The following is a 22,201-nucleotide window of genomic DNA, read 5'->3' as shown; positions in this document are numbered from 1 at the left end:
GGACCGCGACTGGCGGAAACAGGCTGCCCGAGGTCGCCCGACGATGCCAACGAATGGACACCTGAAAAAGCGACCAGCAGCGCCGAACCGTAGGGTCACCGGCGTGAACGCGCCGCAGAGCACTCCAGCCCGCCGTCTGCGCGGCTCACTCCCGCTGGCCTTCACCGGCGGCGCCGCCGTCGGGATACTCGGCGGCATGATCGGCCTCGGCGGCGCCGAGTTCCGGCTGCCCCTGCTCATCATGCTGTTCGGGTTCGCCGCGTTGCAGGCCGTCATCGTCAACAAGGCACTGAGCCTGATCGTCGTGCTCACCGCCCTGCCCGCCCGGCTCGTAGCCGTGCCGGTCTCCGCGCTGACGCCGCACTGGGACGTGGTCGTGAACCTGCTCGCGGGCAGCCTCGTCGGCGCCTGGGCCGGCGCGACCTGGGCCACCCGGATGCGGTCGGTCACCCTCTACCGGGTCCTCGCCGTCATGCTCGTGCTCATCGCCGCAGCACTGATCGCCAACCACGTCGGCACCCTGCACCACGTCGCGCTGGCCCCGGCCACGGTCATCGTCTCCGGCGTGGTGGCCGGATTCTTCATCGGCGTGGTCGCCGCCATCATGGGCGTCGCCGGCGGCGAACTGCTGATCCCGACGATCGTGCTGCTGTTCGGCACCGACATCAAGACCGCCGGCAGCCTGTCGCTCGCGGTGTCACTGCCCACCATGCTCGTCGCGTTCGCCCGCTACAGCCGCGACGGCAGCTTCACGGTCCTACGCCGGCACGCCCGTCTCGTCACCGTCCTGGCGCTGGGTTCGGTCACCGGCACCATCGCCGGCGGCATGCTGCTCGGCGTGGTCCCCGAAGCGATCCTGGTCCCCGGTCTGGCCGCTTTGCTCCTGCTGTCATCGATCAAGGTCTGGAAACACTCCACCACCGAATGATCAGCAACCTGCTCACCACGCCCGGACAACAGCCCTCTCGAACACTCACTCAGACATCTGCGGCCAGCCGGCTACAGAAGCTGTATACAGTGCACGGTCCTGCGGTAGCGGCGCTTCGCGACGAGTTCACCGCCCTCAACGCCGTGGCGCGGACCGGCGCCAAGAAGCACCCGGGCACACCTCTCCGACTTGGAACGCATGATCCAGAACGACACCACCACTGGGCCGGTACGCCCGCGTGATCACGGACTTGCCCGCCGTCGTACCGCGGTGTGCGCTCAGGGTCGTTCGGCGGGGCGTGAGCAGGCGGCGATGGCGATCGCGGCGACGGTGCAGCAGCCCGCGATGGCGGCCAGGACCGGGGTGTACGAGTTCGTGGTGGCGTGCAGGGCGGCGGCCGCGAGGGGGGCGCCGGCTTTGGCGAGGGTCATGGGTGCGACCAGGATGCCGGCGAGGGTGGCGTAGCGGCGGGTGTCGTAGCGTTCGGCGAGGATGACAGGTTTGGCGATGGTGGCGACGCCGAAACCGAGCCCGAATCCGACGACCGCCACGATCGTCGTCGTGGCATCGGCGCCGGCGGCCGGGAGCAGCAACGCCGCGACGGCCTGGATCGCGAAGACGACCGCGGTGATCGTGGTGGTGCGATAGCGGCGTTGCAGCCCTGTGGTGATCAGTCGCCCGGCGACCGAGAGGACGCCGAGCAGCCCGGCGATAGTGGCGGCGAAAGCGGGCGGGTGTCCCCAGGCGATGAGAGCGGCGATCAGGAGCACGGTGTAGGCGCTGATCGCGGCGGTGTGGGCGGTGAACCCGGCGGCCAGCAGCCAGAAGCCGCGGTCGGCCAGCGCGGCCCGGGTCGCCCGGACCCCGGAGTCACCCTCGCGCACGGCAGCATGCGGTCCTTGCTGCGGTGGGCTGCGGACGGCGATGGCGTGCAGGGGCGCGGTGAGGGCGTGGATGGCGGCGAGGATCAGCAGAGTGCTGCGCCAGCCGTGCTGGTCGACGAGCCAGCCGGTCAGGGGCAGGAAGATGGTGCTGGCGAACCCGGCGACCACGGTGAGCGCCAGCAGCGCTGACGATCGCTGCTGCGGTTGGTGCCAGGCGATGATCACGGCGAACGCCGCTTCGTAGAGGCTGGCAGCGCCGGCCGCGCCGATGCCGATCTGCACCGCGTACAGCTGCCACAGCTGGTCGACCTGCGACCATGCCACCAGCAGCACCGTGCCGAGCAGGGAGCCGAAGGTCATGAGGGCGCGGCCGCCGCGCCGGTCCAGCAGGCGCCCGACAGGGACGGCAAGCACCGCGGACGCGAGCACCGAAGCAGTGAACGCGCCGGTCACCGCAGTGGTGGACGTGTGCAGCTCAGTGGCGATCGGGACGAGCAGGACGGCGAAGGCGTAGTAGAGGGCGCCGTACCCGATCGTCTGACTGATCGCCAGCGCGGCCAAAAGCGGCCGATTGCCGGGCGGTGACGGGTGATGCCCGCCGGTCACGCCGGCGGGCATCGAGGTGCTCGAGGTGGACGGGTTCACGCGCAGCAGCTGCCACCGGCGGACGGGGTGAGGCTGATCAGCCCGGTCACGGTGGGCAGGGCACCCGGCTGTTCGGTGAGTGCGGCGATCTGCAGGGCGGTCTCGTGGTCCAGGCCGATCTCGTCGGCCGCGGCACGCACCGCGTCGCTGGTGCTGGCCGCGCCGGGCAGCAGCGCCATGGTGGCGGTGGCGAGCTTGACCGGCACGTCGGGGGCGAGGCCGAAGCGGGCGGCGATCTCGCGGGCGGCGTTCTCCGCGCCGAGGTTCGAGCTGCACACCCCCGTCTCGGGCAGGTCCAGCTGTACGTCGTCGGCGGCGTCGAAGTCCCCGGCCAGCGCGGCGGCGATCGAGCGGACCTGCTCGAAGCCGGTGGCCATCAGGAACGTCGGCGCCCGGCCGTAGGACTTCATGCCGACGGCGTAGTAGTTCGGCTCCGGCTGGCCGAGCTCGCGGTAGCCGTGCGGGGCGACCGAGCCGCAGGAGTGCTCGTTGGGGTCGATCAGGTCGGCCAGGGCGCGGGTGCAGCCCAGGATCGGGTCGAGGTCGAGGCGCAGCTCGGTGGCGAAAGAGTGGTCGGGCCGGAACCCGGTCGCCGACACCACCCGGTCGCCGGTGATCGTGCGCCCGTCGGCGGCCGCCAGCTCAATGCCGGTGTCGGTGCGGCGCACGCTGTGCACACCGAACCCGGTGACGAGGGTGATCTTGCCGGTGTCGACGAGAGCGCGCAGGCCGGAGCCGAGCGCGCCGCGGGCGGGCAGCTCGTCGGCGTCCTCACCACCGAACGCCCGCTGGGCGGAGCCGCCGCGTACCGCCCAGGTGATGCGGGTGCCGGGCGCTTCCTCGGCGAGACGGGCCAGGTCGAGCAGGGTGTTCGCCGCCGAGTGTCCGGACCCGACGACGATGGTGTGCGCTCCGGCGTGGGTGTCGCGGTCGGTGCCGAGCACGTCGGGCAGCGCATGGTTGATCAGATCAGCGGCCTCGGGCTCGCCGTGGGCGGGCAGCCCGTTGACGCCGAGCGGGTTGGGGCTGCGCCAGGTGCCGGAGGCGTCGATGACCGCACTGGCGGTGATCTCGGTGCCGTCGGCGAGACGCACGACGAACGGCAGGTCTACCCGGCCGGCGGTGCGGACCCGGTCGACACCGACGCGGCTCATCGCCACCACTCGGGCGCCGAACCGCAGATGCGGCGCGATGGCGGGCAGCTTGGCCAGCGGCTGCAGATAGTCCTCGACCAGCTGCGCGCCGGTGGGCAGCGCCTCCTCGTCCGGCGCCGCCCACCCTGCGGCGTCGAGCAGCCGGCGGGCCGCGGAGTCGATGTTGTACCGCCACGGGCTGAACAGGCTCACGTGCGCCCACTGGCGCACCGACGCCGCGGCGCTGTCACCGGCTTCCAGTACCAGGAACGGCACCTGCCGTTCGTGCAGGTGTGCTGCGGCGGCCAGACCGACCGGTCCCGCGCCGATCACCACGATCGGGAGTTCACCCGGCTGGCCGGCGACCACCTCAGCTGGCCGGGTCGTGGGCGTGGGCAGCACCTCGACGGCGCCGGCCGTGGCCGCCGGAGCACAGCAGCCCTGCTCCTGCGGCGCGGTCGGCTCGGCCGGTCCGCAGCAGCCGGCCCCCTCGGCGACCGCGTCCGCCTTGGCCTCGGGAGCACAGCACGCGTCCGCGGCGGCAGCCGCCTGCGCGGTGCCGCAACAGGGGTCGGCGTCGGCGGCCGGGACGGTGGTCGAAGCGTCGCTGCTCATCGCGGTACTCCTCGTTGAGGTTGAAAGGAAGCGGGAACCGGCGGGCCCGAGACCCACCCTACACAGTTTCGATGTTCCTCGAATCCGATGTTTGTCGAAGCCAACGTTGCACCCGGATTCGAAATCTGTCAACCTCGACTCATGTCGAAGTCACCGATGGTGTCACCCGCCGAGGCGTCAGCGGCCTGCTGCGCTCCCCTGGCGCAGCAGCCGATCCCCGCCCCCGCCGCCGGCGCGCTGGCACAGGCGTTCAAGGCCCTCGGCGATCCGATCCGGCTGCAGCTGATGTCGATGATCGCGTCCGCGCCGGACGGTGAGATCTGCGTCTGCGACCTGACCCCGGCGTTCACGATCTCGGGGACGACCATCTCGCATCACCTGAAGGTGTTGCGCGAAGCCGGGCTGATCGACGGTGAGCGGCGGGCCAGCTGGGTGTACTACCGCGCCCGCCCCGAGTTGATGCGTCAGCTGTCGGCGCTGCTGGCCGTCGGCGAACCCGTCCCCGCCTGACCTTCTCTGCCGCCTGCCGGGGTTGTTCATCCACCGTTCGCTTGCCCCGGAATATCGTCTCAGCGATCATTGAGTCAATGAACGCTGAAACTTCGTCGCTGACGGCGCGGGCCCGAGTGCACGCGGCCCTCGGCGACCCCGCCCGCCTCGCGATCGTCGACGCGCTCACCCTCGGCGACGCATCGCCCGGCGAGATCGCCGCCGATCTCGGCATGCCCACCAACCTGATCGCCCATCACGTCAAGGTCCTGCAAGAGGCCGGTCTGCTGGTGCGGACCCGGTCCGAGGGCGATCGCCGCCGCACCTACCTGCGCCTGGTCCCGGGAGTGTTGTCCTCGCTCACCGCACCACGGCTGGACACTGCGGAGCGGGTGGTGTTCGTCTGCACCCACAACTCCGCCCGATCGCAGCTCGCTGCGGCCCTGTGGCGGGACCGGATCGGCGGACAGGTCGCCTCCGCCGGCACCGTCCCGGCCCAGCGGGTTCATCCCCGCGCGGTCCGGGTGGCCCATGAGCACGGCTTGGCTCTCGACCCGACCGGCACCAACCACGTCGACGACGTGGTGCACGACGGCGATCTGATCATCGCGGTCTGCGACAACGCCCACGAAGACCTCACCGGCGGTATCCGCCCGCGGCTGCACTGGTCCGTGCCCGACCCCGTCCGCGTCGACACCGACGAGGCGTTCGAGGCCGCCTACACCGACCTCGCCGACCGCATCGACCGGATCGCGCCCGTCCTCACCACCGGAGCCGACCATGGCTGACCTGACCCACCCCGACCTACGCGACCTGTCCGTCGACCAGGATCTCGCCCTGCGGACCGCCGCCGTGCGGCTGGCCGGCGAGTTCACCGGCATCTACGGCCCCGAGACGATCGAGTGGTTTCTGCATACCAGCTACGAGCAGTTCGCCACCGCCCACACCGTGCCGAACTACCTGCCCCTGCTCGCCGAACGGTTCACCCGCCAGCGCCTGCAAGCCCTCGCCCGCGTCGAAGGCCACCACCACGACGGCAAACCCGTCGTGGTGTTCCTGTGCACCCACAACGCCGGCCGCTCCCAGATGGCCCTCGGCTTCTTCACCACCCTCGCCGGAGACCACGCGGTCGCCTGGTCCGGCGGCTCCGAACCCGGCACCACCATCAACCCGGCGGCGATCACCGCGATGACCGAACGCGGCATCGACATCACCGGCGAATACCCCAAACCGTGGACAGACGAGATCGTCCGCGCCGCCGACGTCGTCATCACCATGGGATGCGGCGACGCCTGCCCCGTCTTCCCCGGCACCCGCTACGAGAACTGGGACGTCGAAGACCCCGACGGCCTCACGCACGAACAGATCCGCCCCATCCGCGACGACCTCGAACGCCGCATCCACCACCTGCTCGACCAGCTCGCCATCCCCGCACGCTGACCAAACACCGACACGACCCGGAGTCACACCACTCTCATGCACCAGACAACCCTGTGGCGGCGGCTGCTCGCCGAGTTCCTCGGCACCGCGCTGCTGGTCACCGCCGTCGTCGGCTCCGGAATCATGGCCGTCGAACTGTCGCCGGACGACGTCGGCCTGCAACTGCTCGAGAACTCGGTCGCCACCGCGTTCGCCCTCGGCGCCCTCATCCTCACCTTCGGACCGATCTCCGGCGCCCACTTCAACCCGGTCGTGTCGGCCGCCGACTGGTTCCTCGGCCGCCGCACCGGCACCGGCCTCACGATCAAAGACCTTGCCGGGTACGCCGTCGCGCAGACCCTCGGGGCCATCGCCGGCTCGATCCTGGCCAACCTCATGTTCGACCTCGCCCCGGTCACCATGTCGGCCAAGGAACGCGCCGCCGTCAACCTGTGGCTCGGCGAGATCGTCGCCGTCGCCGGCCTGCTCCTGCTGATCTTCGCCCTCGGCCGCTCCGGCCGGGCCTCGGCCGCCCCCGCCGCTGTCGGGGCGTACATCGGCGCCGCCTACTGGTTCACCAGCAGCACCAGCTTCGCCAACCCGTCGGTCACCATCGGCCGCGCCTTCACCGACACCTTCGCCGGTATCGCCCCTGCCTCCGTCCCCGGCTTCGTCGTAGCTCAGCTCGTCGGTCTGCTGATCGGGGTGGGACTAGTGCTGGCGCTCTACCCGCACGCCGGCGAGAACGCCGATGCCGTCGTCGTCCCGCACGACGCCGACCCGGCCACCCGCGCATGAGCACCGACATCCCCGCCCTGCTGGCGGCCACCACTGCCAAGCTGACCGCCCAATTCGACGGCGCGCACCCCCACGACACCGTGGCCCGCCTGGTCAGCGACTCCTACGTCGCCCTGCACCGCACCGCCTTCGCCGACCCGAGGCTTCCGAAACTGGCAGAACGGTTCGCCACCGACCGGCTCACCGCCCTCGCCCCGGCCGACAGCACGCCCTCGGTGCTGTTCATCTGCATCCACAACGCCGGCCGCTCCCAGATGGGCGCCGCCCTGATGCGCCACCACGCCCAGGGCGCGGTCCAAGTGCACTCCGCCGGATCCCAGCCCGCCGCGACGGTGTCGAAGTCCGCCGCGGCCGTACTGGCCGACCTCGGCCTCACCCTCGACGACGCCTACTCCAAACCGATCACCGCCGAAATCCTGGCGGCTGTCGACGTGGTCGTCATCGCGGGCGGCAGCGAAGCCGTACCGCGCCTGCCCGGACCCCGCTACGAGATCTGGGACCTGCCTCACCCGCCCGGTAACGATCTCGACGGCCTCCGCGCCATTCGCGACGATATCGACACCCGCGTCCAGGCCCTGTGCGCGGAGCTGAACGGATGAGCGCCAGTCCTTCCCCGGTACGGGTGATCGCGATGACCGCCGAACACACGGAACAGGTGCTGGCCATCTACAGCGCCGGGATCGCCACCGGCAACGCCACCTTCGAGACCACCGCACCCACCTGGGACACCTTCGACGCCGCCCGGCTCGCTGAGCATCGCTACGTCGCCGTCGACGCGGACGGCACCGTCACCGGCTGGATCGCCTGCTCGGCGTCTCCACCCGAGCCGTGTACGCCGGCGTCGTCGAACACTCCGTCTACGTCCATCCCGACCACGGCGGTCAGGGAATCGGCCGTACCCTGCTGCGCACGGTGATCTCCTCCACCGAGGCCGCCGGGATCTGGACCATCCAGACCGGCATCTTCCCGGAGAACACCGCCAGCCTCGCCCTGCACACCCGATGCGGGTTCCGCGTCATCGGCACCCGCGAACGCATCGCCCGCCACCACGGCCGCTGGCGTGACGTCATCCTGCTCGAACGCCGCAGCCCCACCGTCAGCTGACACCCCTTGCACCACGAAAGAGAGATCCAATCATGAGTGACACCAAGCCCACCGTCCTGTTCGTCTGCGTCCACAACGCCGGCCGCTCCCAGATGGCCGCCGGCTGGCTGCGCCACCTCGCCGGCGATCGTGTCGAGGTCCGTTCCGCCGGCTCCGAGCCCGCCGACCAGATCAACCCGGCCGCCGTCGAGGCGATGAAGGAAGTCGGCATCGACATCACCGACCAGACCCCCACCAAGCTCACCTGGGACGCCGCCAAGGAATCCGACGCCATCATCACCATGGGCTGCGGCGACGCCTGCCCCGTCTTCCCCGGCAAACGCTACGAGGACTGGAAACTCGAAGACCCCGCCGGCAAGGGCGTCGACTCGGTCCGCCCGATCCGCGACGAGATCAAGGCCCGCATCGAGGTCCTGCTCGCCGACCTGCTCCCCACCTCCTGATGGAGTCGATCCGCGATCTGATCATCATCGGTTCCGGGCCGTCGGGCTACACCGCGGCGTTGTACGCGGCCCGCGCCAACCTGAAGCCCCTGGTGATCGAGGGTGTGCAGTCCGGTGGCGCCCTGATGACCACCACCGAGGTGGAGAACTTCCCGGGTCACCGGGACGGGATCATGGGCCCCGAGCTGATGGACAACATGCGGGCCCAGGCGGAGAAGTTCGGCGCCGAGTTCCTGACCGACGACGTGACCCGGGTCGAGCTGACCGACAAGCCGACCGAGGCCGGCACCGAGGGTCTCAAGACCGTCTGGGTCGGTGAGCAGCAGTTCTTCGCCCGCGCCATGATCCTGGCGACCGGTTCCGCGTGGCGCCCGATCGGCGTGCCCGGCGAGCAGGAGCTGCTCGGCCACGGTGTCTCCTCGTGTGCCACCTGTGACGGCTTCTTCTTCCGCGGCCAGCACATCCTGGTCGTCGGCGGCGGCGACTCGGCGATGGAGGAGGCGACCTTCCTCACCCGGTTCGCCGAGACCGTGACGATCGTGCACCGCCGCGACAGCTTCCGGGCCAGCAAGGTCATGCAGAAGCGGGCGCTCGACAACGAGAAGATCAAGGTCGAATGGAACACGGTCGTCGAGGAGATCCTCGGCACCGACGGTAAGGTCGTCGGCGCCCGTCTCCGCGACGTCAACACCGGCGAGACCAAGGTTCTCGACGTGACGGGCGTGTTCGTGGCGATCGGCCACGACCCGCGCAGCGAGCTGTTCAAGGGCCAGGTCGAGCTGGACGACGAGGGCTATGTGAAGGTGCAGTCGCCCAGCACCCGCACCAACGTCCCCGGCGTGTTCGCCGCCGGCGACCTGGTCGACCACACCTACCGGCAAGCCATCACCGCCTCCGGCACCGGCTGTGCCGCGGCGCTCGACGCCGAACGCTTCATCGCCTCATTCCGCGAGTCCTGACCGGCCACGATACCCATTGACCCACGATCTGTCGCCGTCAGCTAGCTGACGGCGACAGATCGTGGGTCAGACGGCCAGCCGGTGGAGCACGACGGTGACGGTCAGGATCCGTGCCGCGCGGACCATGGCGTCGATCCACATCGAAGGGCCGTCAGGTACAGAGCAGGTGTTGCGGCCGACCATCGCGGCGCCGACGACGATCGCCAGAGCGGCCGCCACTAAAGCATGGTGCGGACCGCTTTCGGGCAACCACCGCATCAGCGAGCCCGTGGTCGCAACGGCCTGCACTGCCACCAGACTGCAATCGCAATCAACGGCAACGCGGGGAGACGGTCGCGGTCTCCGCCGCCCTCCTCGCCGCCACGCTGCGCGACGGCCCGACTGTCCTCGCTAGTGTGCGGCATCATGAGCGTGGAGAATGGCCTGTTCTGGCTTCGTGAAACCCCACAGATCACCGTCCCGGGCCGAATGATCATCGACGGCGACGGGACTACCAGCGTCGAGTTGCTGGGTGGCGTGACGCCGGAGTTCGAGGTCACATCGCACGATCCGGACACCGGTTTGACCACATCCGTGCCGGCACAGGACCCGGCTGATTTCGTCGTTCACGGCATTCTGACAGATAGTCCTCGGGCCGTGTCTTTCCTTGGCTGCTGGACCTCACGGCGTACCACGACCCACACCGCAACGGGATCGCTGGAACAAACAAACCGTGCGGGCCGGACGCATGTTACGCGGTCAACACTTGACTGATGCGGACCGTTTTTCCGGCGTACGCCTACGAGTCGCGGGAATCGATTCATGGGCAGGCTTACCTGGTGCTGTTGTCGCGCGCGGGGAGCACGGGCATCTCGAAGTCGTACTCGAGCCGTTCTCGATAGCCCCGGTTGCGACCCCGTGCGGAGCGGAACTCACCCTCAACGTCCGCAGCGCCTGGAGACAAAGCGACGGGCGGACCACGGTCGAACGGGAAACGTGGGTACAGCTAACACAAATAGATGGGCGCACATACCGCGAAATCGACACCGAGTACATCACCGCCCTCCTCTGCTACCTCAGTTTCGCCATCGGCAAGACCGTCCCAATAACGGCGATCCAGGCGCTGCACGATGGAACCTGGGTCACCGTCATCCATCCCGGCGTTACTGAAGAGCCCGATGGGAGCACCATGGACCGCGGCGTCATCCTGCCCCTAGCCGACACAGGACTGTCAGCCATGAGCGCATTCCTTGACATTTACCGGCAGGTCGGACCTGTAGCTCCCATCACTCGAGACGCCCTGTCGAACCAGCGCAAAGCAACGCTCGACACCCAAGTCCTGGAATTCACGACGGTCGCCGAAGGACTCCACCGGCGCCTCTTCCCACAACAGGAGCGGATGCCAAAGGAAGACGCAAAGCGCATCCGCACCCTGATCGCCGATGCACTCAAAGAAGAAGCCAACCCCCGATACGTCGACATCACCACGGGAACAGTTCTCGGCTTCCTCAACGAGCCCAACTACAAGAGCCGCCTCCAACACCTTTCGAACGAGGCAGCCACAGCCATCCCCGAACTATTCGGAAATCAAAAAGAGTGGGTGAAACGCGTTGCCGAGGCTCGAAATTCCTTCGCGCACCGCACGAGCGGCTTCATCGAAGAAAACCACATCGATGAAATGTACGCGATCAGCGAGTCCTTAAAATGGATGTTCTGGTGCCTACTGCTTCTGCGCTCCGGCGTCACGCCTGAAACCATTCGCGCCCGAATCAGTCAGAATCAGCGCTACCAATTCTTCCTACGGAACGCCCGCCAGACCGTCCGGTCAATCTACGGCGAATAGACGAAGACTCCCATGGCACATCGCACAGAGGCCGACGGACACCTGGCTTCGGCATAAGCGGCCACGGCCAGCTTGAGGTACCGCGGTGAGGGCTCCACAGCCCTCACCGCGGCATCTATCGCCCTCCTACGGCTGCTCCTCTTCGGTCAAGGCGAGTGGATGCGGTCGTCCAGGTCCATCGGCCGCACCTTGAGCAGGCCGCCGCGGCGGCAGGCGGTCTCGATGTGGAACCGGACGATCAACGCATCCAGCTCCGGATCCCTCCCGCCCGTCGCCGCGGCCGCGACGAGCTCGCCGAGCCGTTCGTCGGGCAGGGCGATCCGTTGCGAGGTCGGACGTCGTGGCTTGGACACCTTCTTCGCCGGGTCGTCGGCGTCGGCGATCAGCCGGTCCGCGACCGCCCGCCGATACACGCACCGCAACGCGGCGATCAGATGCTCTCCGGAGCCGGTGCCGCCCCGGAAGTTGCGGCGTTGCACCGCGTTGGCCTGGAACTGGCGCATCAGCGTCTCGACCTCGGTCGGGGTGACCTCGTCCAACCGGCGGTCACCCCACCGGTCCACGATCTTGCGCAGATAGTTGCCATACGTGCGCGCTGCTCCGGCGCCGATCGCGGCCAGGACGACGGGCACGTATTCGGCGAACGTCGGCACATGCCTGCGCACGCCTGGTGCCTGGAGCAGGTCGTCGGTGGTGATGCCCATCTGCTCGAGCATCATCCGTGCCGCTTCGAGGACCTCGGGTTTGACCCGGCTGGCGGTCATAGTTCACCGCCCAGCACGGCGGTGTGGACCGGCATCGACCAGCGGTCCAGGTGCACCATCGGATGCACCACCAGCCGACGGGGCTCGATCAGCGCGGCCAGCAGCACCCGCTCCCGCAGACCGATCGCCACCGCCCGCCGCAGACCCGCGGGAAGGCGAAGACAGCCACGCCCACACACCGCCTGCCCGCCGGCCTCGTCAGCGTCGACCACGATCACGCCGTGCGCGACCGAGAACGCGACCCGCTGCCCTGGCTCCCACCCAAGTGCGGCCATGACCCGTACGTCGGAGATCCGGCCCTTGTCGTCCAGGGCGCACATGCCGAAGACAGCATCCCGGCGCGGAGGGGGCGGCGCGTCGGGAAGAGGCAACGGTTTACGGCTCACCGAAGCCCGGCGGACAGTCTCCCGGCGATGGCCTTCGCGGTCGCCGGTCTTCATCGAAGGCACCAGCGCCGGCAGCGGAATGCCCCTCACCACAGCCGCCACCCGCCCGAGTGACTGCGCAAGCAGAGCTGCGGGTCTACAGTCAGTAGTAGGAGAACTGCTCCGACAACTCCACAGCCAGGGGCTTCACCAACCCGGCAGGCGGTAGTTCGGCCTTCGGTGGACAGGCGATGAGCCTGAACCCGGGGTGGCGAAAATGCCGCAGCACGGTGTTCAGGCGCACTCGTTGACCAGATGTCCGAATGTGTAAAGAATGCCGCATTTAGGGGGAATTGTCCCCCCTCGGACACACATTAAGCACACGGCCGAAGTCGTCACTGACGACCTCGGCCTTCAGTGTTTCTAGGCCCGGTTGGTAGGTCATCCGCAGGCCGATGCGGCTGTACAGCTCCGCCTTGTCGCGCGGGTCGGCGTCGCGCAGGACAGTGAGCAGGCTGCCGAGGCCGTCGACTATCGCCGTGATCTGTCCCTCGTTAAGCCGCTGCGGCGGGACCGCGCTCAGGCGCAGAGCGGCGGTCGCGTTGTCTCGTTCGGTGGAGGTCTCGCTGATCCAGGATGCGATGAGCACCGGGTCGCCGCCCGCGTCGAGAGCGGCCCGGTAGCGCTTGATCTTGGTGTCGCAGTCCTCGATCCTCTGCCGCAGGCGGCGGGTCTGGTCAGCGCCTTGGTGCCGGGCGAGTTCGGCGCGGTAGTGGGCGTCGGCGAGTCCGCGCAGGGTGGCGGTGAGCGTGTCACCGGCGAGTTCGTCCCGCAGGAACCGGTCGACAGGTTGGGTGATCGTGTCTTCGCGGAGGTAGAGCACGGGCGGGTGGGCGATATCGTGTTGGCGGACGAAGTCGCGGGATGCCTTACAGCGGTAGTAGAGGCGGCCGTGGTTGGGGTTGCCGGCCATGTTGCGTCCGCAGAGGGCCGCACTCGGTGAGTCCTCGGAAGAGGTAGGGGCGGACGCTGCGAGGTGGTGCCCGGCCTACCTCGCCGTTGGTGCCACGCGTCTTGATGGCGTTCTGTGCCCGCTCGTAGAGATCCGCTGCGATGAGGGGCGCGTGAGATTCGCGCTGGGACCAGATCCACTGGCTCGGGTCGTTCCAGCGTTGCTTGTTCTCGTGGCCGAGCGCGATGTCTTCGACGTCGATCAGGACTTCGTCGGTGCGCTGTTTGTCCCAGACCTGCCAGCCGGTGTAGCGCGGGTTGCGGAGGATGGCGCGGACCGCCGACAGCTCCCAGACCTGGGTCTTGCGGTGGGAGTTGCGTTCGCGGTCGTAGGCGGACGGGCACAGGATGCCGTCCTGGGTCAGGCCACGGGCGATGGTGGTCATGCCACGCCCGGCGGCGTACTCCTCGAAGATGCGCCGAACGACCGGGGCGGTGACGGGGTCCGGTTCGAGCCGGTGGAGGCGTTTGCCTTCGGCGGCTTTGCCGGGGTTGGGGTGTGGGCCGGCGTCGGCGAGGCGGTAGCCGTAGGGCGGTCGTCCGCCGAGGGAGCGGCCTTCGAGTTCGGTCTGTGCCTTCATCGCGGAGTGGACGCGGATCTTGATGCGGTTGCGTTCGCCTTTGCTCATCCCGCCGTAGAGCGCCATCACGAGATCGTGGGCGTCGGAACCGGGGTCGATGGCGCCACCGACCTCGGGCACCCACAGGCCGACGCCGTAGTGCACGAACACCCGTATCCCCCAGGTCATGACCGAACGACGCGCGTATCCGTCCGACCTGTCCGACGCCCGCTGGGCCCTGATCGAGCCGCGCCTGACCGCCTGGCGCCAGGCCCGCACTGACGCCCGCACCGCCCTCGGGATCAAGGGCCGAACCCCCACCCACGACCTACGCGAGATCTTCAATGCAATCCTCTACGTCAACCGCACCGGAATCGCCTGGCGCTACCTGCCCCACGACCCCCCTCCACACGCGACGGTCTACGGCTACTTCGCCTTATGGAGCAAGGAAGGGATCTTCACCGAACTCAACTACCACCTGACCGGACTCGTCCGCGACCACCACGGTCGCGCCGTCGAACCGACCGCGGCGATCATGGACACCCAAAGCGTGAAGACATCCACCAGCGTGCCCACCGAAACCCAAGGCGTCGACGCCGGCAAGAAGATCGTCGGCCGCAAACGCGGCATCATCACCGACACCCTCGGCCTCCTGCTCGCCGTGATCGTCACCGCCGCCAGCGTCAGCGACAACGCGATCGGCAACGACCTGCTGGACCAAGTCGCCATGATCCACCCGTCTCTGACCAAGGCCTGAGTCGATGCCGGACTCAAGGTCAAAACCGTCGAGCACGGCGCCACCCTCGGCATCGACGTCGAGATCGTCACCAAGGACCCGCAGGTCAAAGGGTTCAGCGTGGTCAAGCGCCGCTGGATCGTCGAACGCACGATCGGTTGGCTCATGCAGCACCGCCGCCTCGTACGCGACTACGAAGCCCTGCCCGGCAACTCCGCCATCATGATCACCATCGCCATGATCGACAACCTCGCCCGACGGCTCACCGGCGAAACCACCCCAACCTGGCGATACCCCAAATCACATAACACCACAAAATACGTTAATCAGACGTCTCTCACCGCGTCTTGACACAGAGGGGCGCCTACTTCGGGCTAACCCTGCAACGGCACCGCCACCCAGAACTGGCGTCTCGGCTGACCCGCACCGGTGCCGCGGCTCCCCCGCCGTCCCGGTGTCCTCACAGAATCTCCAGCCCGCCGTCCGGCACGGCGGTCCAGTCGGGAACCGGGACGCCGACCTGGCGGCAGATCTCGGCCACCGCCTCGCCGAAACCCTCCGCGTCCTCGGTGACCTCGAAATACTCGCCGTAGGTGAGATCGACCTCCAGGCAGATCCGGGGTGGTTCCTCGGGCCACCAGTCGACCTTCGTCAGCCGGATCCGGTAGATGTCGTCCCACGGCTGCTCGGTGACGGACGTCCGGCGCGGATACACCTCGTTGCCGAAGACGGAGTACCGGGCCTCCTCGACGACCGTCAGGGTGAAACCGTCCTCAGTGACCTCGATCCGCTGCACCGGCGCATCGTATGCGACAGGCCCCTGCCGGTCAGCCCGGTGTCAGATCGAAGGCCTCCCCACCGCCCAGGGTTTGGACGCCGGCCAGGGACCGGTCCCGGCACTCGGTGAGGAAATCGCTGAGCGGGGACTTCATCCCTCGGTAGTCGTCGTAGTGGATCGGCAGGGTCAGCCGGGGCCGGATCAGGCCGGTCAGGTCGGCGCCCTGCCGGGCGTCCATGGTCAGCAGCAGCCCGAGCAGCCGGGTCCCGCCGAGGTGGATCAGCATCGCGTCGACCTCGCCGCACCGCTCGCGGATCTCGGCGAGGAACGGCCGGAACAGCGTGTCATGTCGAAGTGATCCCCGTGCAGATGCGAGAGCAGGACCAGATCAGGAGCCGGCAGTTCGCGTACGTCATCGCGGGGTCCCGCAGCCGGCGGCTCCACGCGCCGTATCCCAGATACACCCGGCCGCCCGCCGGCCCGAACGCCGGGTCGGTCAGCAGGGTGAACGCGACTGCCCGTAGGCCTCGTCCATCATGACCCACGCCGCCGGCACCCCGGCGGCGAACGCCCGCTCCAGCATCTCCCGCGCCATCTGCACCTTGGTGGCGAAACCGACCTCGTCCGGGATTCCGGCCGCCCGGCAGCGATCGCGGTCATCGGTCCACGCCGCGGGCAGATACAGCTGCCGGTCGATCAATGCGTGTCCCCGCGTCGAGCGGTAGGCCAGGAACACCCCGATCTGGCAGTTCTCGATCCGCCCGGCGGTTCCCGAGTACTGCCGGGCCACCCCGGCGGACTTCACGCCCTTCTTCAGGAAGCCGGTGTCGTCGATGATCAGCACACCGTTCGAGTCACCGAGGTGCTCGATCACGTAATCGCGGACCTCGTCACGCACGGCGTCGATATCCCGGTCGGCCCACCGCGGCAGCCGCTGCATCCCGTCCGGTGACACGTCCCCGGCCTGCTCGGCCCAGGTCCAGCCGTTCTTCCGATCGAGGCCGGCGACCAGCCCGGACAGATGCTCCCGGGCCCGCCGCCGCGGTTCCGACCTGGTGAAACGATCCGCGAACCGAGCATGCAACCGGTCCAGCTCACCGACCACCGATCAACCTCGATCGCCGTCACACAACACTCACCGATTCGATCATCGATACGTATCGCCTGCCGAGTGCCGTTGCAGTACAACCAGCCCTCGTCGAGGCGGCCGTCAACGCCGGCATCGTCCTCGGCCTCATCGGCCTGATCGGGCTCGTCGCCGCCGGTGCTGCCGCCGACCGGACCGCCCGCCGCTCACCCCGAGCCCGGATCCTGGTGGCGGCGTCAGCCTCACCACCGCCACCCCGCTGACCGGGTGGGCCCTCACCCTGCCCCAGCAGCACCCCGGCGTGTTCGTCGCTCTCTTCTCGGTCGGCCGGCCAGGGAGTGCGGTGCCGCGTTGCCGCGGGTCCGTTTCTCCAGGCCGCTCGCCGAACCCTCCTCGGATACCCGGGTCGTGTGGTCGCCCGTGACGGGGGGTCTGAGACACCGGTTTGCCCGCTGATGCGCCGCCGGGGACGGCATCATCGCCACACCGCCATGCTTTGCGCCGAGCCGAGGTTTGTTTTTGCCGGAAGGTCGGAATCCATGGTCCCCACTACTCACGTCGACAGGATGGATCTTCGATCGGGGCGTCCGGCATCGGTCGCTCGATTCCGCGAGGAAGTCGGGTGGTGTCGTCGACGAAGGTGCAGCGCACCTGCTCGCTGGTCACCCCCTCGGCGCCGCTCAGATTCGCGCCGCGCAGGTCGGCTCCGTCGAGGACGGCATTCATGAGGAGGGCGGCCACTTCTGCGCCCCTGAGATCCGCTTTCGTGAGGACTGCGCCACTTAGAATCCCGCGGTCGAGGAAGGCGCCGGAAAGGTTGGTGCCGTACAGGTTCGCATCCGCCAGCGTGGTGCTCCACATGTCGGCGCCGGCGAGGTTCGTCTCGGACAGGTCGATGTACCGACGGGGCCGGTCGTTGTTGTATTCGCGACGGCTCAGCACCGTCAGCACCGCTTGCACGTCGATCGACGGCTTTGGTTTTGCTTTCGCCGCTCCCGAGGACGCGGCCGGACCGCCCGATACCGGGGCGTGGATGCGGACGAAGGCGGTGAGGACCTCCACGATCGTCGGGTGGTCGGCGACGGAGTCCTGCATGAGGCGCTCGAGCGCGTAGATCGCCCCGAGTCGTACGCCGAGTTTTTCCGGCCCGGTTTGGCCCAGTTGTTCCACTGCTTTGGCGAAGCGGTCGGTGATCTGCCCCTGTTCAGCGATCCGCATCTGGTCAGAAGCGATGCGCACCTGCTGCGAGGTGAACAGCAGCGCTCCCAGGGCCGCCAGAGCAGTGACGGCGCCGATGAGTGGCGCGGCCACCTGGCTCCAATGTTGTTTGACGTCGATCATCACGGGCCGCCCGGCGCCTTCCACGCGCAGCTTCCGTGATCCGCCGGAACGCAGTCGGCGTGGTACCTGGGAGGTCGGAGTGGCACTGGCGCGCGGCAGAGGTCGACGCCGGCGCGCGACAGCGTTGGTGGATGGTGGGATGCCGGACTTCCACGCGGCTCGGGCTGCACGTAGGCGATGACGCATCGTAGGCACGGCTTCCATTGGAAGGGGATCGGGCAAGCAACGGCTACCCCCGCCGCTGTTGGCGCCCGAGGGTCGCTGGCGGGCCTCGGGCGCGCTCGAGGTCCCGCGTCTCGAGGTGCCGGTTCTCCTCGCGCGGCACCGGCGGTCCGGCCCCATGGGGCCCGAGGGCTGACCTTCTCCATCGGCATCCGTCGAAATTGATCTCGTACTGCGGGGTGCCGCGGGTGCGCGGTGTCAGCAGGTCGCGGACTGCGGCGGCCCGCATCGGCTCGATGGGTGGTGTGAGCGGGATCCGCCCCCGTCCGGATTGATCGTGTGGACGGCATCGGCGCGGGCGGAAGCCGTGAGGCGGAACGGCGAGTTCAGTCCCGATCGGATGCTCATCCCTGTACGGGCGTCACGGCACCCGGCCCGGGGCTGGGAGGGCTGGTGCGCCCAGCACGGCGCCTCGGTGGACAGGGGCCGGCCTGTCCGCCTGTCACCTGACCAGCAGCGCGGTCATGGCGGACACCTCTGAGCCCTTTGGACGTACGGTCCTATGTCGCAGACCTGCGACAGTCCGACGAGGCGCGCCTTCGCGCCCGCATCGAGCGTGCAGTGCTCGACGACGAACCCGCCGCGACGACGAACCCGGCTGTACTCCCGGAATTCGTGCTGGCGGTTTGGCAGGGACTGTCCGCCGTCTAGGCACGTGCCGCCCCGGCAGAGCTCCCTCCACCAGCTGTAACGCGGACGTGATCAGCCGGCGGCGGACAGCGGGCACAAGCCGCTACTTCCGCCGGGACACCCACAGGTCCGCCGATGGGCGGAAGCTTGACATCCGTGCGCCGGCCCTGCCGAAGCTTCGGCAGGGCCGGCGCACGGAACGACGCTGCTATGCGGGGTTGTAGCAGCCCGAGGGCGTGCCGACGGAGGTGAACGCGTTGAATGACCAGTTCATCGCCAGGTTGGTCTGGCGGCCGTAGACGCCGTCCTGAGTCAGGCCGTACCTCTGCTGGACGTTCTTCACCGCCTGCCGGGTGCCCACGCCGAAGTTGCCATCGATGGCGATGCCCTGACCGTTGCACTTGTTCAGCGAGTTCTGCAGAGCGAACACCGCCTGACCCGCCGACCCATATCCGAGGACGCAGTTGAGGTCGCCGTTGTAGGTCGGGTGGTAGACGTACGGGTAGCTCGGCACGCTGGTGCGCCCCCATGAACCCTGGTTGCACTGCGGTGCGGCCGCCTGGGCCGCGTCTGGAGTCACCAGAACGGCGGCGACGGCAGCGGCCGCGAAGACGCCTGACATTGCGCGAGTGAACATGTGCTCTCCTTCGAGGAGGCGTTACTGGCCGGCGGTGACGGTCACGCCCTCAAGGTGTTGCCGCGATCGGCTCGCCGCGACATGTCCCCCGTTTGTATGCCGCTCCGAGGACGTCGCCGTCGACGACGGTCTATTGCGCGAGGCGACGACCTATTGGCACGGTGGGTCGCATGCCGCGTACGGAGCGTTCACTTGATCCGTCGTCTGGGCCCGCCGCCGCCTTCGCGGTGCAACTGCGGGCTTTGCGCGTCGCGGCGGGGTCTCCGAAGTACCTGCAGATGGCCCGGCGGACCGGCCGCTCCCGGACTGCGTTGGCCGAGGCCGCGGGCGGTGACCACGTGCCGCAGTGGGAGACGGTCGAGGCGTATGTGCGAGCCTGCGGCGGCGATCCGGCCGAGTGGGTCACACGCTGGGAGGAGGCGCGTGCCGCAGCATCCGGCCACGCCCGCGGCATGCCGCTGTCGCCGCATCGGAACCCCGTGCCGGAGACGTCCGTGGCGCCATTGGAGGCTGCCGAGCTCGAAGACGCAGGCACCATGACGCAACAACAGACGCGCACCGGCTCCGACACCGGGGTGAGCCCGGCCAGGCAAGAACCCGCCTCAGTGCCCGGTGAGGACAGCTCTGCCCGTGTCGATCGGTCGGGCATCCGGCATCGGGCATGTACCAGCGGCAGGCTGCTGCGGAGGACACGGCGACCCGTACTTCTGGCGATGGGGGCAGTGGCCCTGGTGCTGCTCGGCATGATCGCGCCGCGGCTCGGCGCGCTGACAGGTCTCTACGCGACCCCCGCCACCACCGACCAGGTCCATGTCGCGAGACCAGCTGCGGTGACACTTGTGGCCTTCAGCCGGTTCGGCAAGTTCGCCGCCGGGGACTTCGCCGTCACCGGTGCCGGCGGTGTGGTGGAGATCTGGGACACCCGCACCGTAGTGCGGCGCCATACCCTCGTCACCGGTGATGAGCAGGTCACGGACGTGCAGTTCGATCCACTGAACCGCAACATCCTCGCGACCGCCGGCACGAACGGCCTGCTCCGGCTGTGGGACACCACCGCCGGCAAGCCCGTCCTCAGCATCACGGGCCAGGCAACCGCACGTAGGGTGGCCTTCGCGTTCGATCCACGCCGACGAGGGATCGTCGCCATCGGCGAGAGCGGAACGGTCCGGATTCTGCAGACGGATACCGGCCAGATCGTCCGCGAACTGCACACCGGGCTTACCGCCATCACCACCCTGGCTTTCGACTGCCACAACGAGGGCCACCTGGCGGTCGGCGGCGACGGTGCACTGGAAGTCTGGAACAGCAGCGACGGCGCACGCATCAGCGTCGGTGAACAGATACCGGGACGTGTCACCTCGGTCCGGTTCGACCCGCTGACAAGAAACACCCTTGCCGTCGCCGCGGCGGGCGCACCACCGGGCATCTGGGATGCCAGCAACGGCCGTCCGGTGCGCTTCTTGCGCAGCGACGCCGGCTCTGCGGTCACCGCGTTCAACCCACTGATCAGGAACAGCATCGCCGCGGACGACGGCCACGGCCGGATACAGATCTTCGATGCCAGCAACGGCGTACCGGTCCACACCCTCGGCGGCCGGCACGGCCCGGTCACTTCACTGGAATACGCACCCGACGGTGCCACCCTGGCCGTCGGTGCGCGCGACGGAGTCGTCCGACTGTACGCCGTGGACGACTGGTGAACCGGTGGTTCTGCCGGTCTCCCTTGGAGCCGCCGCTAGGTGTGGCTGGCCGGTCCGGGCAAGGAGTGGGGTTCGGTGACGGCTTGGCTGGCGACGTGTTGCAGGCGCTGGTTGGTGTGCCGTGCGTAGGCGCGCAGCAGGTTGAAGGCCTCGTCGACGCTGATGTTGTGGGCGTGGGCGATCGCTCCTTTGGCCTGTTCGATGAGAACTCGGCTGTTCAGCGCTGACTGCAGCTGTCGGGTCAGGCCATCGGCGTGTTTGATCGATCGGTGGTACAGCAAGCTGATCGTGGCGACATCGGCGACGGACTGCACGATGTGTACCTCGGTGTCGTCGAAACGGCCGGCGGTGGTGCTGAATACGCCCAGCGCTCCGATGGCTTGGTCGCGGAGCTGTAACGGGAAGGCATGGACGGAGCGGAACCCGACAGCACTGGCGTGGGGTGCGAACTGTGGCCAGCGTTCCGCGGCGCTGTGCAGGTCGGTGCTGATCACCAGCTCGCGCTGATGGAACGCGTCCACGCACGGGCCGTCCTGCTCCTGCAACTGCAACAGCTCCAGAAGCTTGGTGGTCTCGTCCGAGGCAGCCGTGTAGTGGAGGCGGCCTTGCTGGTCGGCCAGCAGCGTTCCGGCGGTGGCTTCGGGGACGAGCTCGGCGATGTGATCGGCGAACATCTGCAGGAACTCCACGACGTCGAAGTCGGGGCTGTTGGTGTCGGCTACCTCAACGAACATCGTCGCGAGGCGGTGCGGGGACACGGTGCTCATGATCGGCTCCCGGACGGTTCTGGTGATGGAATGAAGACACCACTGGTCTACCCAGCGCCAGCACGGGTGACTGCTCGAGAGGACTACTTGTCCGGACGTGTTGAAGGTTACGCACCGCCGAGTTCAGCGCCGAGGTCCACGACAACGTGACGCACGCCCTGCCGGAGGCCCACGAGCATGCCGCCCGCGACCGCCACCTCGCCGCAGCGGAACGAGCCGCAGCAGCCGCCTACCGCAACGAGAAGATGCCGGCACCCGACGTCCGAGACGTGATTCGCGAAGCGGGTCACGTCGACGAGCGATAGGCGCCGTTCCATGACGAGGGCCCCGGCGCGAAAGCGCCGGGGCCCAGGGTTACGGGTTT

The 22,201-nt window shown here is 68.6% G+C and carries 24 protein-coding genes and 3 pseudogenes; 13 read left to right on the top strand and 14 right to left on the bottom strand.

From position 1 onward, the window contains the following. Window positions 1-103 precede the first annotated feature (103 nt). Window positions 104-928 (top strand): sulfite exporter TauE/SafE family protein, encoded by an 825-nt coding sequence (locus tag Aut01nite_RS41550; protein ID WP_201775586.1) that lies wholly within the window; start codon window positions 104-106, stop codon window positions 926-928. Between the two features lie 278 nt (window positions 929-1,206). Here the strand turns inward: Aut01nite_RS41550 and Aut01nite_RS41545 are convergent, their stop codons facing one another. Next, window positions 1,207-2,457, bottom strand: a complete 1,251-nt coding sequence (locus tag Aut01nite_RS41545) for an MFS transporter (RefSeq protein ID WP_236642969.1) — start codon at window positions 2,455-2,457, stop codon at window positions 1,207-1,209. Beyond that, on the bottom strand, window positions 2,454-4,205 hold the full coding sequence (locus tag Aut01nite_RS41540; protein WP_052164223.1) for an NAD(P)-binding domain-containing protein: 1,752 nt from the start codon (window positions 4,203-4,205) through the stop codon (window positions 2,454-2,456). Before Aut01nite_RS41540 ends, Aut01nite_RS41545 begins: the two co-directional genes overlap by 4 nt. Before the next feature lie 141 nt (window positions 4,206-4,346). Here Aut01nite_RS41540 and Aut01nite_RS41535 point away from each other — a divergent pair, with 141 nt between their 5' ends. From Aut01nite_RS41535 to trxB, 8 genes and pseudogenes are all read left to right on the top strand, one after another. After that, entirely contained in the window at window positions 4,347-4,715 is a 369-nt protein-coding gene (locus Aut01nite_RS41535; protein WP_052164224.1) for an ArsR/SmtB family transcription factor, read from the top strand. A 77-nt stretch (window positions 4,716-4,792) separates the two neighbouring features. Further along, complete coding sequence (locus Aut01nite_RS41530; RefSeq protein ID WP_043529252.1) at window positions 4,793-5,482, top strand: arsenate reductase/protein-tyrosine-phosphatase family protein; 690 nt, start codon at window positions 4,793-4,795, stop codon at window positions 5,480-5,482. After that, entirely contained in the window at window positions 5,475-6,134 is a 660-nt protein-coding gene (locus Aut01nite_RS44115; protein ID WP_043529255.1) for an arsenate reductase ArsC, read from the top strand. Before Aut01nite_RS41530 ends, Aut01nite_RS44115 begins: the two co-directional genes overlap by 8 nt. 36 nt (window positions 6,135-6,170) lie before the next feature. Continuing rightward, window positions 6,171-6,911 (top strand): aquaporin, encoded by a 741-nt coding sequence (locus Aut01nite_RS41520; RefSeq protein ID WP_043529257.1) that lies wholly within the window; start codon window positions 6,171-6,173, stop codon window positions 6,909-6,911. Continuing rightward, entirely contained in the window at window positions 6,908-7,510 is a 603-nt protein-coding gene (locus Aut01nite_RS41515) for an arsenate-mycothiol transferase ArsC (protein WP_043529259.1), read from the top strand. The genes Aut01nite_RS41520 and Aut01nite_RS41515 overlap by 4 nt, the downstream gene beginning before the upstream one ends. A gap of 32 nt (window positions 7,511-7,542) precedes the next feature. Then, window positions 7,543-8,015, top strand: a pseudogene (locus tag Aut01nite_RS41510) (GNAT family N-acetyltransferase). Window positions 8,016-8,047: 32 nt separating this feature from the next. Continuing rightward, a complete protein-coding gene (locus Aut01nite_RS41505) occupies window positions 8,048-8,458 on the top strand; it encodes an arsenate reductase ArsC (RefSeq protein WP_043529262.1) in 411 nt (136 codons plus the stop codon). Beyond that, entirely contained in the window at window positions 8,458-9,417 is a 960-nt protein-coding gene (trxB, locus tag Aut01nite_RS41500) for a thioredoxin-disulfide reductase (RefSeq protein WP_043529263.1), read from the top strand. The genes Aut01nite_RS41505 and trxB overlap by 1 nt, the downstream gene beginning before the upstream one ends. 66 nt (window positions 9,418-9,483) lie before the next feature. Here trxB and Aut01nite_RS41495 read toward each other — a convergent pair whose 3' ends face one another. Then, window positions 9,484-9,636 (bottom strand): hypothetical protein, encoded by a 153-nt coding sequence (locus Aut01nite_RS41495; protein WP_161790708.1) that lies wholly within the window; start codon window positions 9,634-9,636, stop codon window positions 9,484-9,486. A gap of 186 nt (window positions 9,637-9,822) precedes the next feature. Between Aut01nite_RS41495 and Aut01nite_RS41490 the strand changes: the two genes are divergently transcribed. Next, window positions 9,823-10,170 carry an ApeA N-terminal domain 1-containing protein gene (locus tag Aut01nite_RS41490; protein ID WP_152628942.1) on the top strand — a complete coding sequence of 116 codons (348 nt, stop codon included), beginning with the start codon at window positions 9,823-9,825 and terminating at the stop codon, window positions 10,168-10,170. Then, window positions 10,163-11,239 (top strand): HEPN domain-containing protein, encoded by a 1,077-nt coding sequence (locus Aut01nite_RS41485; protein ID WP_152628943.1) that lies wholly within the window; start codon window positions 10,163-10,165, stop codon window positions 11,237-11,239. Before Aut01nite_RS41490 ends, Aut01nite_RS41485 begins: the two co-directional genes overlap by 8 nt. Before the next feature lie 146 nt (window positions 11,240-11,385). On the opposite strand, the gene Aut01nite_RS41480 is transcribed toward Aut01nite_RS41485, so the two are convergent. The 4 genes from Aut01nite_RS41480 to Aut01nite_RS41465 form a co-directional block, all read right to left on the bottom strand. Then, window positions 11,386-12,003 carry a site-specific integrase gene (locus Aut01nite_RS41480; RefSeq protein WP_052164225.1) on the bottom strand — a complete coding sequence of 206 codons (618 nt, stop codon included), beginning with the start codon at window positions 12,001-12,003 and terminating at the stop codon, window positions 11,386-11,388. Continuing rightward, a complete protein-coding gene (locus Aut01nite_RS41475) occupies window positions 12,000-12,323 on the bottom strand; it encodes a hypothetical protein (protein WP_052164226.1) in 324 nt (107 codons plus the stop codon). Before Aut01nite_RS41475 ends, Aut01nite_RS41480 begins: the two co-directional genes overlap by 4 nt. A gap of 388 nt (window positions 12,324-12,711) precedes the next feature. Continuing rightward, window positions 12,712-13,341, bottom strand: a complete 630-nt coding sequence (locus Aut01nite_RS41470) for a hypothetical protein (protein WP_152628944.1) — start codon at window positions 13,339-13,341, stop codon at window positions 12,712-12,714. After that, window positions 13,298-14,104 (bottom strand): recombinase family protein, encoded by an 807-nt coding sequence (locus Aut01nite_RS41465; protein WP_204037929.1) that lies wholly within the window; start codon window positions 14,102-14,104, stop codon window positions 13,298-13,300. The genes Aut01nite_RS41470 and Aut01nite_RS41465 overlap by 44 nt, the downstream gene beginning before the upstream one ends. A gap of 22 nt (window positions 14,105-14,126) precedes the next feature. Between Aut01nite_RS41465 and Aut01nite_RS41460 the strand changes: the two are divergent. Then, window positions 14,127-15,026, top strand: a pseudogene (locus tag Aut01nite_RS41460) (IS5 family transposase). Window positions 15,027-15,135: 109 nt separating this feature from the next. Here Aut01nite_RS41460 and Aut01nite_RS41455 read toward each other — a convergent pair. From Aut01nite_RS41455 to Aut01nite_RS41435, 5 genes and pseudogenes are all read right to left on the bottom strand, one after another. Continuing rightward, window positions 15,136-15,471, bottom strand: a complete 336-nt coding sequence (locus Aut01nite_RS41455; RefSeq protein ID WP_043529269.1) for a hypothetical protein — start codon at window positions 15,469-15,471, stop codon at window positions 15,136-15,138. Between the two features lie 31 nt (window positions 15,472-15,502). Then, the gene (locus tag Aut01nite_RS44110; protein WP_052164229.1) at window positions 15,503-15,739 is read right to left on the bottom strand and encodes a hypothetical protein; all 237 of its coding nucleotides are present in this window, start codon (window positions 15,737-15,739) and stop codon (window positions 15,503-15,505) included. Window positions 15,740-15,967: 228 nt separating this feature from the next. After that, window positions 15,968-16,558 (bottom strand): annotated as a pseudogene (locus tag Aut01nite_RS41445) (IS701 family transposase); the annotation flags it as partial. Between the two features lie 531 nt (window positions 16,559-17,089). Next, window positions 17,090-17,881: a pentapeptide repeat-containing protein gene (locus Aut01nite_RS41440; protein ID WP_201775587.1), complete on the bottom strand. Its 792-nt coding sequence runs from the start codon at window positions 17,879-17,881 to the stop codon at window positions 17,090-17,092. 1,060 nt (window positions 17,882-18,941) lie between these two features. After that, window positions 18,942-19,370 carry a peptidoglycan-binding domain-containing protein gene (locus Aut01nite_RS41435; RefSeq protein WP_083999595.1) on the bottom strand — a complete coding sequence of 143 codons (429 nt, stop codon included), beginning with the start codon at window positions 19,368-19,370 and terminating at the stop codon, window positions 18,942-18,944. 170 nt (window positions 19,371-19,540) lie between these two features. Between Aut01nite_RS41435 and Aut01nite_RS41430 the strand changes: the two genes are divergently transcribed. Next, window positions 19,541-21,070 (top strand): helix-turn-helix domain-containing protein, encoded by a 1,530-nt coding sequence (locus Aut01nite_RS41430; protein ID WP_083999597.1) that lies wholly within the window; start codon window positions 19,541-19,543, stop codon window positions 21,068-21,070. Window positions 21,071-21,105: 35 nt separating this feature from the next. Here the strand turns inward: Aut01nite_RS41430 and Aut01nite_RS41425 are convergent, their stop codons facing one another. Continuing rightward, complete coding sequence (locus Aut01nite_RS41425; protein WP_043529273.1) at window positions 21,106-21,837, bottom strand: GAF and ANTAR domain-containing protein; 732 nt, start codon at window positions 21,835-21,837, stop codon at window positions 21,106-21,108. A 107-nt stretch (window positions 21,838-21,944) separates the two neighbouring features. Beyond that, on the bottom strand, window positions 21,945-22,201 hold a 257-nt coding region (locus tag Aut01nite_RS41420), incomplete at its 5' end, for a hypothetical protein (protein WP_204037927.1).

Source organism: Actinoplanes utahensis, assembly GCF_016862455.1.
Taxonomy (GTDB): Bacteria; Actinomycetota; Actinomycetes; order Mycobacteriales; family Micromonosporaceae; genus Actinoplanes; species Actinoplanes utahensis.
Note: the sequence above shows the minus strand (reverse complement) of the source record. Positions and strands in the feature narration are given on the sequence as shown.